This window comes from Paenibacillus sp. FSL H8-0317, from assembly GCF_045040685.1.
In the GTDB taxonomy this organism is placed as follows: Bacteria; Bacillota; Bacilli; order Paenibacillales; family Paenibacillaceae; genus Paenibacillus.
In genome coordinates this window covers 6467943-6488518 of record NZ_CP150294.1, presented here as the reverse complement: position 1 = coordinate 6488518, position 20576 = coordinate 6467943, and the positions used below count along the sequence as shown (strand labels likewise).

Annotated in this window: 11 protein-coding genes; 9 read left to right on the top strand and 2 right to left on the bottom strand. The window is 48.6% G+C overall.

Features of this window, described 5'->3' with window-relative positions:
• Positions 1–10 precede the first annotated feature (10 nt).
• The gene (locus tag MHB43_RS28995; RefSeq protein ID WP_221824027.1) at positions 11–1207 is read left to right on the top strand and encodes an ABC transporter permease; all 1197 of its coding nucleotides are present in this window, start codon (positions 11–13) and stop codon (positions 1205–1207) included.
• Positions 1200–2378: an ABC transporter permease gene (locus MHB43_RS28990; RefSeq protein ID WP_221824028.1), complete on the top strand. Its 1179-nt coding sequence runs from the start codon at positions 1200–1202 to the stop codon at positions 2376–2378. The genes MHB43_RS28995 and MHB43_RS28990 overlap by 8 nt, the downstream gene beginning before the upstream one ends.
• Before the next feature lie 105 nt (positions 2379–2483).
• Here the strand turns inward: MHB43_RS28990 and MHB43_RS28985 are convergent, their stop codons facing one another.
• Together MHB43_RS28985 and MHB43_RS28980 are read right to left on the bottom strand one after the other, a co-directional pair.
• The gene (locus tag MHB43_RS28985) at positions 2484–3308 is read right to left on the bottom strand and encodes a flagellar motor protein MotB (RefSeq protein ID WP_221824030.1); all 825 of its coding nucleotides are present in this window, start codon (positions 3306–3308) and stop codon (positions 2484–2486) included.
• A complete protein-coding gene (locus tag MHB43_RS28980) occupies positions 3292–4089 on the bottom strand; it encodes a flagellar motor protein (RefSeq protein ID WP_339179764.1) in 798 nt (265 codons plus the stop codon). The genes MHB43_RS28985 and MHB43_RS28980 overlap by 17 nt, the downstream gene beginning before the upstream one ends.
• A gap of 169 nt (positions 4090–4258) precedes the next feature.
• On the opposite strand from MHB43_RS28980, the gene uvrB reads away from it, so the two are divergent.
• The 7 genes from uvrB (at position 4259) to MHB43_RS28945 (ending at position 20452) form a co-directional block, all read left to right on the top strand.
• Positions 4259–6250 (top strand): excinuclease ABC subunit UvrB, encoded by a 1992-nt coding sequence (gene uvrB, locus MHB43_RS28975; RefSeq protein WP_091013102.1) that lies wholly within the window; start codon positions 4259–4261, stop codon positions 6248–6250.
• A gap of 810 nt (positions 6251–7060) precedes the next feature.
• Positions 7061–9919 (top strand): excinuclease ABC subunit UvrA, encoded by a 2859-nt coding sequence (uvrA, locus tag MHB43_RS28970; protein ID WP_339179760.1) that lies wholly within the window; start codon positions 7061–7063, stop codon positions 9917–9919.
• 338 nt (positions 9920–10257) lie between these two features.
• Positions 10258–10470, top strand: coding sequence for a hypothetical protein (locus tag MHB43_RS28965; protein WP_405130879.1), 213 nt, complete (start codon positions 10258–10260; stop codon positions 10468–10470).
• 277 nt (positions 10471–10747) lie between these two features.
• Positions 10748–11917, top strand: coding sequence for a trypsin-like peptidase domain-containing protein (locus MHB43_RS28960; RefSeq protein WP_339179757.1), 1170 nt, complete (start codon positions 10748–10750; stop codon positions 11915–11917).
• A gap of 43 nt (positions 11918–11960) precedes the next feature.
• A complete protein-coding gene (locus MHB43_RS28955) occupies positions 11961–13856 on the top strand; it encodes a stalk domain-containing protein (protein WP_405130878.1) in 1896 nt (631 codons plus the stop codon).
• 327 nt (positions 13857–14183) lie between these two features.
• Positions 14184–16697: a U32 family peptidase gene (locus tag MHB43_RS28950; RefSeq protein WP_017692029.1), complete on the top strand. Its 2514-nt coding sequence runs from the start codon at positions 14184–14186 to the stop codon at positions 16695–16697.
• A gap of 104 nt (positions 16698–16801) precedes the next feature.
• A complete protein-coding gene (locus MHB43_RS28945; RefSeq protein WP_339179753.1) occupies positions 16802–20452 on the top strand; it encodes a DEAD/DEAH box helicase in 3651 nt (1216 codons plus the stop codon).
• Positions 20453–20576 lie beyond the last annotated feature (124 nt).

The following is a 20576-nucleotide window of genomic DNA, read 5'->3' as shown; positions in this document are numbered from 1 at the left end:
GGAGCAAGAAATGAATATATGGCATATTTGCATCTTTGAATTGAAACGTATTCTTAAGATTCGATCTGTGGTGTTAAACCTGTTTATTTTGCCGTTGTTACTGATTTTTATATTGGGTACGGCACTTTCCAGTACGATGGGTACGGCGGCGGATGTTATTCCGGATACTGTACGTGTGGGAATCATTCATTTGAGTACTGAATCTGGCGGAGGATCAAGTACGCTTAATCAAGCGCTGGATACATTCGTTAAATCCCCGGAAGTGGCTGAGATGATCAAGGTGCAGAACTTTACGACTGAAGAAGAGGCCGTTCATTCGCTGCGTACCGGCAAGCTGGACTTTGCTGTAATGATTCCTTCGGATTTTGAGCAAAACGTGATGATGGGGAAAGAGGCCAGGTTACAGTGGATACGAGGAAAGGACAACACACTTAATACCTTGGGTGAAACTTTGTTCACACGTTTTACGGATGAATGGAATCGACAGATGGCGATTACCAAAGTGCTGGGTCCGGAAGTGACTGCTGCCATGACCTCTGGCTTGGAGTCTAATGGAGCGAACTCGACTTCCATTACTGTCATTAATCCCGGAAAAACAGGTACGTCCTACAGCGCCTCCCAATACTATGCAGCATCCATGCTGGCGATGTTCATGTTGTACTCGGGTATGACAACAAGTACCAGCCTTTTTGGAGAGCGGGATAACCGAACGCTGATCCGCCTTCAGGCTGCGCCGATAGGTAACGGAGTGATCTTTGCCGGGAAAATTGCCGGCAATAGTCTGCTCGCTTTTTTACAGGCAACGACGATCATCCTTATGACATATTGGTTCTACGGCGTAGATTGGGGAACGTATCCTGGGTATATTGTGCTAACTTGTGTTCTCATCACTTTGGCATCTATGACCCTCGGCATTATTGTATCCCTGGTATGCAAAAGCACGGCATCGGCCGGTGCAACCTTACAAGGCATCATTATTGTCATGACATTCATCAGTGGTGGGTTCAGGCCCATTCCGGTTGATTTGGTGCAACGTCTTAGCGAATTTACGGTTAATCACTGGGCGCTCCAAAGTTTTCTGAGAATGATGCTGGATGCACCTGTAGGAGAGATAGTATATAACATACTGATGCTAGGCGTGGTATGCGCTGTTTTACTGGCTATCTCAGGATTGATCTATAGAAAGGCAGGATATCGATATGAATAGTCTGCACATCGCCTGGTTGATGATCAAACGTACACTTGGCCGCAAAATGGGCTTCATTACGTTTCTGCTTCTGCCTTGCCTGGTGGTTACAGGAGCGGTTGCTCTATTTGGAAGCGAGCAGAGTACACGTACTGTTATTCCCTATGTCAATGAGGATGGAGGGGTGGCAGGGACATGGATGATTCATGAACTTGCTGACAAAGAGGAATATCTGCTCAAGCCGATGACAAACGAAGCAGAAGTGAAGGAAGCCATCGCTCAGCAAAAAGGAAGCTCTGGCATCATCATTCCGGCACATTATACGGAGGATCTGTTACAAGGTAAGGCAACCGAAATCCAACTGGTGGAACTGCGTATAAGCGAAGGTTCTTATACACTGCGAGCAGCAGTTGAAGGTTTGACGAGCGGCCTGCAACAATCTGCTTCAGCTGTTACGGTGGCGGCAGGCCGAGTCTCAAGTGAGATGGACGTACTGGAGAGCACACAGAAGCCATTTGAACAGCTTTTACAGGAGATAGGAAAACATCAAGTCGCCGGTGAAGTTACCGATCTGCAGATCTATCCCAAACCAGGCCTGAACAATGTGACTGGATTTACGATTATGTTTATGATGGGGCTGCTGACCAGTGCAGTGGCTGTGATAATGGAAGATCGCAGGAAACGTACGATGGCCAGAGTATATACGGCACCCGTCCGTGCATATGAGATTGCGCTTGGCAATTTCCTGGGTAGCTTTGTCATTGGCATGATTCAGATTGTGATGGTTCTAGGAGTCAGCAGATGGCTGCTGCATTATGATGCCGGTATTCCTTTTGGCATTCATTTCGTTATCTTGGCCGCATTCATGCTGGTCTCCATGGGGATTGCAAGTACCGTGGCAGGATTAATCCGTAATCCCAAAAATGCGAATATGCTGAATTCACTTGTTATTATGCCAACCTGCATGATAGGTGGTTGTTTCTGGCCGATCTCGTTGATGCCGGATTATATGCAGAAGCTCGCTAACTTTGTTCCACAGAAATGGGCGATTCAGGCGGTGGAGACGATCTCTGCTGGCGGTACATTGTCGGATATTACAATGCCGTTATTGATTTTGTTTGGCATGGCTGCCATTTTGCTGACTGTAGGCTCTGCGATTCTACGCCCTAGCCAGCCAGGAGTAGAGGCATAAATAAGGTTTATACGACATAAAAGAAAGCACGCTCTGCTGAATTGAATTCAGTTAGAGCGTGCTTTCTTTGCATGAGTAATGTTGCATTATGTGAGATATGGATGATTAAGGCTGGAGCTGACGCAGGACCGTTATTTCAACCCGACGGTTCTTTTGTCTTCCGGCGGCTGTGGTGTTGTCACCCGTTGGGCGAGTATCCGCATATCCGGCATACTGGAAGCTGTCCGGGTTAAGCTTCTCTGTATCCAGAAAGAATCGCAATACAGACAGTGCACGTTCTCCTGAAAGCTGCCAGTTATCGGTATAGGCGGAGTTTGCTCCCACAGGAATGTTATCGGTGTGACCCTCAATGCTGACAACGGTATTTAGATCACGGAACAGGCTGGCAAGTTTACTGAGCGTTGGTGCTGCACCATCCTTTAGAGCGGCCTGTCCCTGATCAAACAGGAAGCGGTCACTAAGTGTAATGGATAGGCCCTGTGGCTTGTCCGCAACAAAAATCTGATTTTCCAGTTTATTATCCTCAATATATTGGGTAATCACATTGAACAGATTTTGCAATTCCTGCTCCTGTGACCTGAACTGTTCTTCCCGTTCTGTGAGGGGTTTGTTGTCATCATCTGGTGTTGCAGTTTCTTCACCTTCTGAAGGGTCTTCACCCTGCACCTCGGATGGCGGAGTCTCTGTAATCGTCTGTCCGGGCTTCTCACCGAGTCCCTCACCAAGCTCAAGGATAGAGTCGGACGCATTGAATGTATTTTGTAACGATTGAGTAACGACGTCATATTTACCTGAATCCAGATTGCTCATGGCATACATGATGACAAAAAAGATCAAAAGTAGAGTTATGAGATCGGCATAAGTAATCATCCAGCGATCCCGATGATCGATAGTTTCACGTTTTCCGCGCCGTTTACTGCGCCGACTCATCCAATCCCTCCTTTGTTAGGGGGCGTATATGCTGACGATGTGTAAGGGTGAAGGACTCCAGTCTTTTGCGTACAAGCTGGGGATTCTCACCGTTCTGAATGGCAAGTACACCTTCGAGAAGCATTTCCATGGTCTGCACTTCATCGGCACCTCTGGATTTGATCTTGGAGGCAATGGGCAAAAAGATAAGATTGGCACTGGCGACCCCATACAGGGTTGCGGTAAAGGCAACAGCAATGGCAGGTCCGAGTCCTGTGGGATCGGTCAAACTGCCAAGTACCTGAATAAGTCCCATCACGGTTCCGATGATCCCCATGGTTGGAGCGTACCCACCAGCGGATTCAAATATTTTGGCATAGCCCTCATGTTTTTGTTCAATCGAGTCAATCTCCATCTCCAGGATCTGGCGAACCACATCCTGATCGGTACCATCAACAACCATCTGAATTCCATCTTGCAAAAATGGATGCGGATGATCCATAACCTTGCGTTCCAATGCAAGTACACCTGAGCGGCGTGCGATTGAAGACATCTCCACCAGTTCTTCAACCCATAAGCCTGATTCATTATTGTTACGTCCAAAAGCCATACGCAGAGCAGCTGGAATCGTACGAAGGCGATGCGCCGGAAAACTGGCAACCACAGCAGCAATCGTTCCACCGAATACAATTAAAGCAGCCGTTTTTTGCAGGAGACCGGACAATTGGCCACCTTCCCACAAAAAACCGCTAATGACTGCGGCAATTCCGGCAATAATACCGATAAGTGTCGCAATATCCATAAATTAACCCACTCCTATCTTCATTTCACGTTTGCATCACTAAAACGAACGAGGTATAATTAAACGGGAACAAATATTCCTATTACTATAAGTTTTCCCATATGAAAATTCGGGGAACTTCGACAATATATAGTGACTATTATTTTAGACGATAGGGTGAGATACGGCAATGAGCGATATTATAATGAGCGACAAAACGTTCGAAATCGAGTCAGAGTTTTCTCCCCAAGGTGATCAGCCTGCAGCCATTAAAGAATTGGTGAAGGGTGTTCAGGAGGGGAAGAGGTACCAGACACTGCTGGGTGCAACGGGTACGGGTAAGACGTTTACGATAGCCCAGACGATAGCCCAACTGCAACGTCCGACGCTGATTATTGCACACAACAAAACATTGGCAGCGCAGCTTGCAAGTGAGTTCAAAGATTTTTTTCCTAACAACATGGTTGAGTATTTTGTCAGTTATTACGATTATTTCCAGCCAGAAGCGTATATCCCGTCCTCCGATACGTATATCGAGAAGGATTCAAGTATTAATGAAGAGATCGACAAACTGCGTCACGCAGCGACCAGTTCGTTGTTTGAGCGCAGGGATGTCATCATTGTAGCGAGTGTATCCTGTATTTATGGTTTGGGTTCACCGCACTCGTATTCAAGCATGTTGCTATCACTCCGGGTAGGCATGGAGAAACCGCGCAATCAGATTTTGTCCCGTCTGGTAGAGATTCAGTATCAACGGAATGATATTAACTTTGTACGGGGTACATTCCGTGTCCGTGGGGATGTCGTAGAGATCTTCCCTGCCTCCAAGGGCGAACATGCAATTCGGGTTGAATTGTTTGGTGATGAGATCGAGAAAATTACGGAGATTGATGTGTTAACCGGAGAACTGATTGGCGAACGTGAACATATTGCCATCTTCCCGGCGTCTCACTTCGTAACGCAAGAAGAGACGATGAAGGTTGCGCTGGTGAACATTGAGCGTGAACTGGAGGAGCGTCTTGAAGTGTTGCGTGAACAAGGGAAGTTGCTGGAGGCTCAGCGACTGGAGCAGCGCACACGGTATGATATCGAGATGATGAAGGAAGTTGGCTTCTGTTCGGGGATTGAGAACTATTCCGGTCCGCTGACTTTCCGCGAACGCGGCGATACCCCATACACATTGATGGATTACTTCCCGGATGACATGTTGATTGTGGTTGATGAGTCTCACGTGACTCTGCCACAGATCCGTGCGATGTACAATGGTGACCAGGCGCGGAAGACAGTATTGGTTGAACATGGATTCCGTCTGCCGTCAGCGCTGGATAATCGTCCGCTCAAATTCGAAGAGTTCGAAGGCAAGATGGATCAGATTATCTATGTATCGGCCACACCAGGCCCGTATGAGATTGAGCATACCGATACGATGGTGCAACAGATTATTCGTCCAACCGGACTGCTTGATCCAATCATTGAACTGCGTCCAACAAAGGGACAGATCGATGACTTGATTGGTGAGATTAATGACCGGATTGCCAAAGACGAGCGTGTGTTGATTACAACATTAACGAAGAAGATGTCCGAGGACCTGACGGATTATCTGAAGGAAGTTGGAATCAAGGTTCGTTATCTGCACTCCGAGATCAAGACATTGGAACGGATGGCGATTTTACGTGATTTAAGGTTGGGCGTTTTCCATGTGCTAATCGGAATCAACTTGCTCCGGGAAGGTCTCGATCTGCCCGAAGTTTCCCTCGTCGCTATATTGGATGCCGATAAGGAAGGATTCCTGCGTTCCGAACGCTCACTGATCCAAACGATTGGTCGTGCGGCACGGAACAGCGAGGGTCGCGTTATTCTTTATGGTGACAAAGTAACGGATTCGATGGATAAAGCGATAAAGGAAACAGAACGTCGTCGCGCAATCCAGATCGAGTACAACGAGAAACATGGAATTACACCACAGACGATTCGCAAAAAAGTACGTGATGTGATTGAGGCAACCAAAGTTGCCGAATCCAAGAAAGACTATCTCACAGGCGCAGCCGAGAAGATGTCGAAGAAAGATCGCCAGGCGCTTATTCAGCGCTTAGAGGTAGAGATGAAAGATGCAGCCAAAAACCTGCAGTTTGAGCGTGCTGCCGAGCTTCGCGATGCGTTGCTGGAACTTCGCGCCGAATAAGATACTGCTCATTCATATGCTCCAGTAAAGATGGATCTGTAACAAGAGAACGGCCAATTGGCCGTTCTCTTGTTGAGTAAGGAAATCATTGATATCTACCGATAATTAGAGATGTTGAAATCTTGAAATCAGGTCTATACTGATAGAAATGTTGAAATTGGTTAAAAGGTTTATAGGAAAGCAATTGGGAGTCGTGTTCCCCTGAGAGTCGAGAGCGCCCTGGTGTTGACCTCGGAGCCGAGCCAAAGGCAATGGCGACCTGCCGCGATCAAGGCGAAGCTGAGAGCGTCCCGCTCTTGACCTTGGAGCCGAGCCGAAGGCAATGGCGACCCTGTCGCGACAAAGGCGAAGCCGAGAGCGCCCCGGTGTTGACCTTGGAGCCGAGCCAAAGGCAATGGCGACCATGCCGCGACCAAGGCAAAGCTGAGAGCGTCCTGCTCTTGACCTTGGAGCCGAGCCGAAGGCAATGGCGACCATGCCGCGACCAAGGCGAAGCAAAGAGCGTCCCGCTCTTGACCTTGGAGCCGAGCCGAAGGCAATGGCGACTTGTCGCGAACGTGGCGAAGCCGAGAGCACCACCTCGCAGTAGAGCGGCCGTATAAGGTTCCGGCAATGAGCCGGAACCTTATACGGAGCCGCGGGCACACGACCACCCTTCACATAGCAAGACCCGACCCCTCACCGTTGCACCGCTTGTTTCGGGTGTCCAGAGGGTTGCGCCCTCTGGGGCCCTCCCTTGGAAGGGAGGGTTTGGGAGGGATCGAAAAGCCTTTAAAGGTTTGGATTAACACACTGAGAGGATGAATACTATTGGCGAGCGATAACATTGTCATTAAAGGCGCACGAGCGCATAACCTGAAAAATATCGACATTACCATCCCGCGTGACCGCTTTGTTGTATTGACCGGCCTGAGTGGCTCAGGCAAGTCCTCGCTGGCTTTTGACACGATCTATGCCGAAGGACAGCGGCGTTATGTAGAATCATTGTCTGCTTACGCACGGCAGTTTCTGGGACAGATGGAGAAACCGGATGTGGATTCCATCGAAGGATTATCTCCTGCCATTTCAATAGATCAGAAAACAACAAGCCGTAACCCACGTTCCACAGTAGGAACGGTGACCGAAATCTACGATTATCTGCGTCTGTTATTTGCACGTGTGGGCCATCCACATTGTCCGGACCATGGGGTGGAAATTAGCTCCCAAACCGTAGAACAAATGGTTGACCGCATTATGCAATATCCAGAGCGTACCCGGTTGCAGATTTTGGCACCCATTATCTCGGGGCGTAAGGGCGAGCACAAAAGTGTATTTGCTGATGTATCCAAACAGGGTTTTGTCCGTGTACGGGTGAACGGGGAACTGCGTGACCTGTCAGAAGATATTCAATTGGAGAAAAACAAAAAGCATACGATTGAAGTCGTTGTTGACCGGATCGTTGTTAAAGATGATGTACAGGCGCGTCTGGCCGACTCCATTGAAACGGCACTTACTTTGTCCGGTGGACAACTCCTGGTGGACATTATGGGCGAAGAAGAGCTGCGCTTCAGTTCCAACTTTGCCTGCCCGGTGTGTGGATTCAGTATTGAAGAGCTTGCACCACGGATGTTCTCATTTAACAGTCCCTTCGGGGCTTGCCCGGATTGTGATGGGTTAGGTGTCAAAATGATCGTTGACCCTGATCTGCTGGTACCAGATCGGACTAAGACCATCGAAGATGGAGCTTTTGATGCTTGGACAGGTGGTACATCCACCTATTATCCGCAGTTCCTGAAGTCAGTATGTGAGCACTTCAACATTCCGCAAAATGTACCTGTCGAAGATCTGCCAGCTGAGCAGATGAACAAGTTGTTGCAGGGTACAGGTACGGAGAAAATCCGTTTCCGTTATGAGAATGATTTTGGACAACGTAAGGAAGCACTGGTTACCTTTGAAGGTATCGTGAATAACTTAGAGCGTAGATATCGTGATACAGCATCTGAAGGTATCCGTGAATTTATTGAGGGTTACATGAGTGCGAAGCCTTGTGGTACATGTAAAGGTCAGCGTCTGAAACGCGAGAGTCTTGCGGTTACGATCAATGATCACAACATGGCCTATGTGACTAGTTTGTCCATTGGTGAAGCTGGCCGATTCTTCGATTCATTGGAATTGACGGAGAAGGAGCAGACGATTGCCAAACTGATTTTGAAAGAAATCAACAGCCGTCTCGGCTTCCTGGTGAATGTTGGTCTGGATTATCTTACACTGAGTCGTGCTGCCGGAACATTGTCCGGTGGGGAAGCGCAGCGGATCAGACTGGCCACACAGATTGGTTCCAGCCTGATGGGTGTACTGTATATTCTCGATGAGCCAAGTATCGGTCTGCATCAACGGGATAATGACCGTCTGATCTCAACACTTGCGCATATGCGAGACATTGGTAACACGTTGATCGTGGTTGAACATGATGAGGATACGATGATGGCTGCCGATTATATTATTGATATTGGCCCAGGTGCAGGTATCCACGGTGGTACCATCATGTCACAGGGTACACCGGAGGAGATCATGAACGATGAGAACTCCTTAACCGGTCAATATCTGAGTGGACGCAAGTTCATTCCGATTCGTACAGAACGTAGAAGTGTAGGAGACCGTTGGTTGGAAGTACGTGGAGCCAAAGAAAATAACCTGAAGAATCTGAACGTGAAGATTCCAGTGGGCGTATTTACTGCGGTAACGGGTGTGTCTGGCTCAGGTAAATCCACATTGATTAATGAGATTCTCTACAAAACGCTGGCACGTGATCTGAACCGTGCTCGGGTACGCCCGGGTCAACATAAAGAAATTCGTGGTCTGGAGCATATCGATAAAGTTATCGATATTGACCAGTCGCCAATCGGGCGGACACCACGTTCCAACCCGGCTACGTATACAGGTGTCTTTGATGATATCCGGGATCTGTTTGCTCAGACGAACGAAGCCAAGGTACGTGGATACAAGAAAGGCCGGTTCAGCTTTAATATCAAAGGTGGACGGTGTGAAGCCTGCCGTGGAGACGGCATTATCAAGATTGAGATGCACTTCTTGCCAGACGTTTATGTTCCTTGTGAAGTCTGCAAAGGCAAACGATACAATCGGGAAACGCTTGAAGTGAAATATAAAAACAGAAATATTTCCGATGTACTGGAAATGACGGTTGAAGATGCAACCCAATTCTTCGAGAACATTCCGAAGATCCATCGCAAAATGCAGACACTGATGGATGTGGGTCTGGGTTATATCAATCTGGGGCAACCTGCAACCACATTGTCTGGTGGTGAAGCCCAGCGTGTGAAGCTTGCTTCCGAGCTGTATCGTCGCAGTACGGGGAAAACCATCTACATCCTCGATGAGCCGACTACGGGTTTGCATGTCGATGATATCGACCGTTTGCTGAACGTATTACACCGTCTGGTTGATTCCGGGGAATCGGTGCTAGTGATCGAGCATAACCTGGATGTGATCAAAACGGCAGACTATGTTGTTGATTTGGGTCCAGAAGGCGGTAGCGGTGGAGGAACCATTGTTGCAACTGGAACACCTGAGGATATCGTTAAAGTGGAAGCTTCTTATACCGGCAAGTACTTGAAGCCAGTTCTTGAGCGGGATACCGAGCGGAGTAAGGCGCTGCAATTGGTAGACTAAGGTTCTCTACCCAGTAGTTATATCAATATGAAGTAGCAGTAATGGCCCTTCTTTTCGAAAAGGTAAAGACGTTGGATTACGATCTGATGTGCTCTCCTTCCGAGAAAGAAGGGCTTTTCATTTTGAGTAGGAACAGTGTTTCCTTTGGACTAAGGTTATTTCGTGAAAGTGTTTACATATGCATTATGACGAGCATTACAGGAATATTCGGCCAAATTGGCTTTTTTTCATTTTTATGGATGATAGGGCTTGCATTACAAGCAGGGTACAGATAACATAGAGGAAGATATTAGGGTATGCGTTAGCTGTTCAACTATGGTAAGGAGGTCTGTCTATCCATGCTGTTTGCAGAAGCTGCCACGGCGAGTACATCGAATTTTAATGCATTTGATATTTTTGTCATCTTATTTACGATCCTGATTTTCATCGGAGTCGTTCGGCTTCTTCGGGCACCGAAGAAGAATCTGTTTGCAATCGGATTTGCATTAGTCAGCCTACTGGTATTTCTGATGACAGACTATGCGATGATAACAGGTTGGTTTGCTCAGTAGGAATGCCACTGAAGTGAATGGAATTTAAGCTAAAAGAGTATGGAGGAACACTTTCCACGGGAGACATGGAGGGTGTTTTTTTTCGTTTATATTGAGCGATTGAACAAGATTATACCTTCTCTACTAAAATAGGACTTAAAACAATTGTATATCCAGATTCTGTATGATACATTGAGGGATACCGGAATTGCAGATGAGAGAAAAAGAGAATAGATTCAGCGATGAATCCGATGTCGAGTCGCGCAAGAAGGATGTATAGAGAGGGTCAGGTGAGAATATGAGCGTGTTGGGTAAAAAGGGGATAGCCATACTGATGGCTGCTGTACTCTCGATTAGTGTAGCGGCAACGGCCGGTGCAGCTGAATCCAAAGCGGCGATGCAAGCTAAAGTGGTAGACGGTCAAGTCTATGTGAACACCAAGGATCTGCTCAAGGCAGTTGGTGGAAGTGGACAATATGATGCCAAATCCGGAACGTACACGTACAAGGGAAGTGAAGCCATTCCCAAAGTAATCGAAAAGGTATCTCCTTCGGTTGTAGGCATTATTGGGAAATCTACCGAAGTGCAGGACGGTGCAACATCAGACGACCGTTATAATCTTGCACATGGTACAGGTGTCATTATCCGGTCGAACGGATGGATTGTAACGAATGCTCATGTGGTCGACGGATTAACGAACCCCGTGGTCGTAACGACGGATGGCAATACATACAAAATTACGAAAACATACAGTGATGCACTAAGTGATCTGGCTCTAATCAAAATCAATGCCAAATCACTCAAACCGGCGAGCTTTGCCAAAGCTTCACAAACCACTGTTGGAGAAACGGTGATTGCCTTGGGTACGCCGATTTCCTTTTCTTTGCGCAACTCGGCAACGGTAGGGGTAATTAGCGGCTTGAATCGTGGTGTTGAGGCGACCTACCGGTTGATTCAGACCGACACGGCCATTAACCCAGGAAATAGCGGAGGACCGCTGGTCAACCTGAAGGGTGAAGTGGTTGGTATCAATTCCATGAAATTTTCTGCGGTCGGCGTAGAGAGTTTGGGATTTTCGATTCCAGTGGATACCGTTCAATATATCATTGATCAGTTTTTTAAATATGGCAAAATAAAACGTGCAAGTCTGGGACTACAGCTGGAAGAAAGTTGGTCTGCGATTGTGGGCCTGCCTACAGATGATCCCTTAACGATTACGGGCGTACTGTCTACTGAAGCCAAGAAAGCCAAAATCAAAGAGGGCGATGTCCTTTACAGTGTCGCGGGCATACGTGTCTCTTCAGTAGTGGATATCAATGAGTTGCTCAAAAAGTATCTGCCTGGGCAAAAGGTAAAGCTGTTGATGCAAACGGATGGCGATATCGTCACCCGCACGTTGGTGCTTGCTGATCGCGCAGACATCGTAGACGAGGAAGATGAAGCGTTCCTTGCAGATGAAGAACAATAAAGCCCGGCGATCAGCCCGGATGGAGAGAGGACGAAAGAACGGAATGAAAAAGTCATGGATACGTGTGCTAAGCACAGGTGTATTAACCGGGATGCTGACCATTGGCGCGGCATTGCCTGTATGGGCATCTGATCTGACGACAAGTGAACTACGAGTCAAAGCGGGGAGCACGAGCGCCTACATTAACGGCGATAAGCAGGCCATAGCCAAACCTTACAAGTTCAAGGGTGTTACGATGGTGCCTGTTGGTGTGTTCAAGAAAGCATTTGGCAGTGAAATCCGGCTGGAGAAAAATGATGTTGTCAAAATCAAGGAAGGTCCACACACGGTCACCCTAACGATTGGCAGTTCCATTGCCTGGGTGGATGGTGTAAAACATGAGATGGGTGCCGTTCCCAAGATGGTGAATGGCATACTTATGGTTCCACTTCGTCCGGTTGCTGCCGGTATCGGAGCGACGCTAGCTCCAACCAGCTCCGGAGAAATGGTCATTCGTCTGTTGCAAACCGATGATTCGGTGGATGACGAGGATGGCATTCATCCAGATGAAGGCAAAACCAGAATTGGTAACAGTTTTTACGGTTGGTCCATTAACTACCCGGCAGACCTTATAGTTTTCCAGACCGGTGAGCAGGAGCGCATGATGACTTTCGGCGCTGCGGACAACAGTTATTATCTTGAAGTGTATGTCAGCGATCAGGATGTGGCTCTGGATGCGGATGATTTGTTGCAGCAACTTGTCCAAGAGGCCAAACAATCGGGAGATACCGTGCTGGATCGTGAAGCGGTGTCAAAAGGCAAAACGCCATATGCACGGATTATTGTAAAAGATGCAGACGGCATGTTATGGGAGATGCGTCAGTATCTGAGTGAAGGTCGTCAATATGATGTGTACCTCGCGGATTACGAAGCCCTGAATTATAAAGATCTGGGCAAACGTGCAGCGCTGCTCAATTCATTCCAGCCAACCTATGCGGAATCGGATCGAACGATCAAGGATCTGTCCACCGTAGATAATGGCATGCGCACCGCATGGAACGATGACTATGGTATTGAGTTGAAGATTCCTGCTGGCTGGTCGATCGACAACAATCAGATGATCTATGAAGCCAAGGACGGTGCATATCTGCAATGGCGTGTCACTTCGGCGAAGGCAGGTACAACGGTAAAAGACTGGAGCGGCCAACTGGATAAGTGGATGCGCGAGACATTTACACCAGAGAGTTATGAGCCAATTGGCTCGTATACGATGGACATCTCAGGAGAGACTGCCGAGGTGAATGAGTTCCGTTATAACTTTGGCGGGGGCTGGCAGACCGAGTTCGATGTTCTTTTGCAGAAGAATGGGTATCGATATTATGCAGAGTATACGTTCCCTGAGGAGCAGCTTGCAGATCGGGCATGGTTTGAACGGATTATGAAGAGTGTGGAGATTGATTTTGATACGGTTGCCGATAATTTTGGTCAGCTGGATGAAGATCCGTATTTGACAGATAAAACGAAGACACTTACACGTACGTCCAAACGTTATCATTACAGTGTAGATATTCCCCGTTACTGGACACCTTACAGTGATCGATTCGAATATTCACCTGTGGTATACACCTTTACGGGCGGAGAATTCTCCATTGCGGCGAGCGAAGACAAGTCGATCGAGATGACGGTCAGCCAACTGAGAGAAGCTTATGCCGAAGCCACCAAAACGCGGAAAAACTTCCAGCTGCTACGCAGTGAGGAGCTGACGTTTGCGGGTGTGCCTGCATTTTCCTTTACGTATCATGAACTGGACAAAGGCGTGCCATATGCGGGTCGGCAGATCGTCTTTGAAAAGGACGGAACAACCTATACGATCACAAGTGGTCTGAACGATGCGAACAAGACAGAAGTTCAGGCGGCTGCCTTGGAAAAAGCAGTGAACTCATTTACTTTTATTAAATAATTGTAGTGGAGCCGGAGGGTCAAAAGACCTTTCGGTTTTTTTCGTTGTACTGGAAATGAAAATGGTAAACGGTTTTTTCAGGAAACCGTAGAAGAGTCGGTGCAGAAGTGGTACACTATACTAGTTCAGGAGTTATGACTATTGATCTGATGAATAGGAATGACTGTAAGCTTGGAGTTCAGGCAATACAGAGATAATAGATAGATATAGCAATACCGTGACAATGCAGGTGTACCGGATAAGGTGCAGTCTTAGGCTTGGTATGTTCAGGCGTTTAAGGATATAGGGATGAAATCCGGCGGATAGCCGGTTATGGGGAGGATCTACATGAAAACAGCAACAATACGAAGAGAAGACGTTGAACTTCTGGCACCGGCTGGTGACTGGGATTGTATGCGTTCGGCGGTAGCCAATGGCGCAGATGCAATTTTCTTCGGAGTCGAAAAGTTTAATGCACGGGCACGAGCGAACAATTTCCGTATGGACGAGCTGCCGGAGATTATGGCGTTTTTGCACAGTTATGGCGTAAAAGGTTTTTTGACCTTTAATATATTGATTTTTGAAAATGAATTGACGGATGCCAAAGAACTGATCGATGCATGTGTTGATGCAGGTGTGGACGCTGTAATTGTTCAGGATTTGGGTTTGGTGAAGATGATTCGCGAGATCTCACCGGATTTCCCGATTCACGGTTCAACACAGATGACGATTACGTCCCCGGAAGCGGTTGAGTTTACGAAGCCTTTTGATATGGAACGTGTCGTTCTGGGACGGGAGAACAATCTGAAGCAGATCCAAAAGATCGGTGAGCAGGCGAAGCTTCCAATGGAAGTATTCGTTCATGGCGCGCTGTGTGTATCCTACTCGGGGCAGTGTCTGACTTCCGAAATGTGGGGAGGACGTTCGGCGAACCGTGGGGAGTGCGCGCAAGCTTGTCGTCTTCCGTACGACCTGATGGTGGATGGGGTGCACAAACCGATGGGTGATGTAGCCTATCTGTTGTCTCCGAAGGATCTGGCAGCGATTGACCTGATGCCGGAACTGATCGAAGCAGGAGTAACTTCTTTCAAAATTGAAGGACGTCTCAAAACGCCGGAATACGTAGCAAACGTAGTAAGCAAATATCGTAAAGCGATTGACCGTTATTTTGATGGAGATAACACACCGCCAAGCAAGGAAGAAGTTCGCGAATTGCAGCAAAGCTTCTCCCGTGGCTTCACACATGGTTTCCTGAGCGGTACAAATAACAAAGAACTGGTGGATGGAACATTCCCGAAAAGCCGTGGTGTCTACCTTGGTCGTGTGGATCAAGTGTTGCGCGATGGTGTGGTCCTGAAGCTGGATGCACCCGTGAAACGTGGAGATGGAATTGTATTTGACGCCGGAGACCCGACTCAGAAGGAAGAGGGCGGACGCGTATACGATGTACGTCGTAAAGGCGTAAAACTCGAAGGCGAAGCCGAAGAGGGCTGGATCGTTGATGTCGTGCCAGGCCGCAGTGACGTGGATCTGCGCCGCGTGAAAGTTGGCGACAAAGTGTGGAAAACGAATGACCCGGCGCTGGACAAACGACTGCGTCAAAGCTTTGAGACCGAGAAGCCGTACCGTGTATTCCCGGTGAAGGTGAAGGTCATTGGCAGCCCGGGGCAGCCGCTTAGCACATGGTGGACAGACGTGCAGAAAGGCACGACCGTCCGGATTGATTCCGAGATGGAACTGGACATCGCGCAGAAGCGTCCAATGACACATGAATTGCTCGAAGAGCAGTTCGGTCGTCTGGGAGGCACCGTGTTCCAGTTGGAAGGAATGGACGTCAATCTGCACGGTGATGTCATTATCCCGATGCGCGAGTTGAATAACATTCGCCGTCAGGCGGTAGAACAACTCGCGGGCGAGCGTCCTAAACCACCCGTCTACGTGAAACGGGCGGTAGATGTGTACGGCGATTCGGTTAAACCGGCATCACCAGTCGCTCGCGGTCAAGCAGAACTGACCGCACTCTGCCGTAGCCTGCCACAAGTGGAGGCAGCGATTGAAGCAGGAATCGGTATGATCTATGCCGACTTCGAGTTTATCAAACAGTTCCCGGCAGCCGTGGAAGCTGTGCATGCCGCTGGTCGCAAGATCGCGCTGGCAACACCGCGTATTCATATGCCTGGGGAGAACGGATATCATAACAACATCTTGCGTCTGAAGCCGGATGCGGTATTGGTACGTAATACAGGCGCACTGTACTTTTACCTTCGTCACCGGATGGAAAACCCGGATGCGAAGCACCCGGAACTGATCGGCGACTTCTCATTGAACATCGCTAATCACAAAGCAGTAGAATTGTTCCTGGAAGCAGGCTGTGACTGGATTACGCCATCCTATGACCTGAACATTCAACAAATGGTTGATTTGCTGGGCCACTCCCGTACAAGTCAGACCGAAGTGGTTATCCATCAGCATCTGCCGATGTTCCACACCGAGCACTGTGTATACTGTACGTTCATGAGTGAAGGAACAGACTTTACGAACTGTGGACGTCCTTGTGAGGAACAGCGTGCATCATTGCAAGACCGGATCGGTATGTCTCACCCGGTACGTGTGGATGAAGGCTGTCGTAATACGGTATACAATGCAGTGGAGCAGTCAGGTGCCGAATATCTGACCAACTTTATGGATCTGGGTGTATCTCGCTACCGTGTGGAATTCCTGGAAGAGACACCGGAGCAGGTACGCGAAGTAATCGATCTGTACAACCGTGCACTGCGCGGCGAGATCAGTGGTACACAAGTGTGGAAAACCCTAAAAGCAACGAACCAACTGGGCGTTACACGTGGTCAATTGGTGAAATAACGATTGTATGGTACAACAACAGTTACAAGCATGAAGGAACCCCAATCTCTGCTTCAAGGAGCTCTTGGGGTTTTTTTACATCATGACACAGGAGGCGAAGAAGCGTGGCGCCATTCACAATTATGGATATCAAATTGCTGTGCGGGGTCACGGCATTCAAGCGCGGAGAAGATTATAACCAATCTGGCAGGGTGACTAATCTGGTGGTTAGTGAGGATCAGCTTCATTTTGAAGCACAGGTACGTGGATCGGAGCGTTATCAGGTGACGGTGGATATAGATGGATCAGGTGAGATTGTGGCAGGCTGCAGTTGTCCGGGTGACGGCAGGCATTATGACTATTGCAAACATGTCGCTGCTGTCCTGTTGGCTATTCACGAATGGGGTGAGCAGCAGCAGCGTAATGCCACGATTGCCTCTGGGAAGCCTTCTCAACCGGCTACAGGCCAAGGAGCCAATGCCAGTTCTAACTTAGATTCCAAGTCCAAGGTCGGGACGCTAGTCGAAGAGAGCGTGTGGGAGCGCCCACAGTCTGCTTCACAACGAGAGCAACTGAATGATGCTCCAGAGCGTCCTCCGGTTCATTTTGCCCAGGCAGGTCGTCCAAGCTCAGCTTCGGGGTGGGGTCGCTCGGCAGATAAACCTTCTTACCGTACGGCGGATCAGATTCTGTCCATGTTTGCCAAGGATCGGAGACAGCTGCATGGAAATGACCGTAAATACACCGCCCCTGTCAACCGATCCTCCCTGCGGGAAGAGTTGCAGGTTCAGTTTATATGTAAGCTGATACAGGTTCATAAGGGTGGGGGGAAACTTGCTCTTGAATTGAAAGTGGGTAACAAACGGCTGTATGTGGTGCAGAAAGTGAAGCAATTCCTGAACTGCATCGAAAAGGGCGAGCCCATGTCATTTACCAAGCTGTTCCACTATGATCCATTAATGCATGTGTTCACTCCACAGGATCAGGCGATTCTCTCGATGCTTATTCGAATGAGACAGAGTGAGGAGGCCTACCGCCAATCCATCTCCGGTTATCTTGGAGCTTCGGACGGACGGGATATATTGATTGCTCCTCTGGTATGGAAGCCATTGCTGGAATTGCTGCTACAGGCTGACAGCCGGATGGAGGGCACAGGATTTGCCAATGGACCACTCACGCTGGGGGAAGGGGTACTTCCTTTATTTTACCGGATCGCCCAGGGAGCGAATGAAGGATATCAGCTTGAAATTTCGGGACTGCGTGAGCTGATTCTTCTTCCTGCTTATGATGCCGCTGTGGTGGAAGGACAGTTGCATATGTTGGAGCCGATGCAGATGCGAAGTCTGGAGGACTTGAGTGGGGCGCTCACCTCATATGGGATTAAGGAAAGCATTGATATTTCGACCCAGCAGGTGGATGAGTTCGTACAGCATGTCGTGCCAGAACTGCGTACGCTCGGCCATCTGTCTATTGATTCACAGGTACGTGAACAGATCGCGGAACCGGAACTCTCACCGAAGTTGTACATCGACTTCTATCGTGAGCGTATTACAGCGCGTCTGGAATTCGACTATGAGGTCATGGTTATTAATCCGCTTGCAGAGTACTTGATAGATGAAGAAGAGAAAAAGGTTATTTTGGTGCGTGATCGGTACAAGGAGCGGAATCTGATTGAACGGCTCGATCGATCCTTTCTCGAAAGAGATGGTAGTGTCTGGGCGAGTGAACGGGAAGATGCGATCTATGATGTCATGTATCATCTGTTGCCTGAGCTTGAGAAACAGGTAGACATCTACATGCCGAACGCCGTGAAGGCGATGGTGCAATCCTATCCGACACCACCGAAAGTCCGAGCAGACTTGGGGAGAGGACTGGACTGGCTGGAGATCTCATTCGAGATGGAAGGTGTGGACGAGCAGGAACTTCAGGAACTCATGCGTCGCATTGTGGAAAAGAAACCATATTTCCGTCTCAAGAGCGGTGTCTTTCTGTCGCTTGAAAATGAAGGTGCAGACAGTTTCGCTCATATGGCCGATTCACTGGGACTTGGGGCAGATGACATCAAAAGCAGCCATATCCGGCTGCCAGCTGTTCGGGCATTGCAATTGCCAGGCAGAGATGAAGTTTCCGGTCATGTGAAGTGGGGAGGTTCACTGAAACGTTTCCTTGATGATCTCCGAGATCCCGAGCGGATGGATTTTGCATTGCCGGAAGCTCTCACTCTCATCCTGCGGGATTATCAGAACAGTGGATACCAGTGGCTGCGTACCCTCGCTTATTATCGTTTTGGCGGCATTCTGGCGGATGATATGGGACTTGGCAAAACATTGCAAAGCATCGCGTATATCACAGCGGTACTTCAGGAGAAGCCTGAGTATAATTTGGACCATACGGGCGTTGATAAATACCGGGAGAGTGGCTCATTATGGGACGGTGAGATGTTGGCTACCTCCGACATCGATCCCGAAACGGGGCTCCCATTGGATAAGATGGCTTCAGAGAATACGGATGGCTTATTGTCCACGATGCAGCAGGATGGGCTGACGATCCGAACGAAGGTCATTCATCCTCCGGTACTTGTCGTGGCGCCTGCCTCGCTTACCTATAACTGGGCTAATGAGTTTACGCGGTTCGCCCCGCACCTGAAGGTTTTGATCGCAGCCGGTCAGAAAGAAGAGCGAGCCAGCATGCTTTCAGGTATGGATGAGGCAGATGTGATTGTGACGTCGTATCCTTTGTTACGCCGGGATCTAGACACGTACCTTGGCCGAACATTCCATACGCTCATTCTGGATGAGGCTCAGGCGATCAAAAATGCTTCTTCCCAAACCGCGCAGGCGGTCAAACAGATTCAGGCCCCGCGCCGCTTTGCGCTCACAGGTACACCTGTGGAGAACTCGCTGGATGAATTGTGGTCCATTTTTGAAGCCGTATTCCCTGGGTTGTTTCCCAGTTACAGAAGATTCCGCGACCTTCCTCCGGAACGGATCTCGCGGATGGTGCGTCCGTTTATTCTGCGCCGCCTGAAGAAGGATGTGCTGGAAGAATTGCCTGATCGAATTGAAACGGTACAGCGCTCAGAGCTTACGGTTGAACAGAAGAAACTTTACGCCGCATATCTTTCTCAACTTCAGGATGAAGCATCGAAGGACATGGAGGATAACGGATTCCAGAAGAATCGTATCAAAATTTTGGCTGGCATCACGCGTTTGCGTCAGTTGTGTTGTCATCCGGCCCTCTTTGTTGACGGGTACCAAGGTGATTCCGGGAAAATGGAACAGTTGCTTGAAACGGTCGAGGATTGTTTGGCTTCAGGCAAACGTATTCTTATCTTCTCCCAATTTGCGAGCATGTTGAACCTGATTCGCCAGACGCTCACGGCACAGGGAAGAAATCTGTTCTATCTCGATGGTCAGACCCCTGCACAGAGCCGTGTCGAGATGTGCCGCAGATTTAATGAGGGCGAAGCAGAATTGTTTCTGATTTCTCTTAAGGCTGGAGGGACAGGACTAAACTTAACAGGTGCAGATACCGTTATATTATATGATCTATGGTGGAATCCTGCGGTGGAAGAACAGGCTATTGGCCGTGCTCATCGCATGGGACAGAAACAAGTGGTGCAAGTCATCCGCTTAGTTACCGAAGGTACGATCGAAGAGAAGATTTTGGAGCTCCAGCAGCGGAAGAAGGACTTGATTGCCGAAGTGATCGAACCGGGAGACGGAGGATCGACAACCTTATCCGAACAGGATATCCGCGAATTATTGATGGTATAATAGAGTCCAAGCATCGTAGCACTCAGAATCATTAAATATATGAATCTATACAAGTTGGACTAATCATTTACACGAGAAACGTAGAGGACAGAAAAAAGCTGGAGAAGCGGAGGGTTCGCCTAAA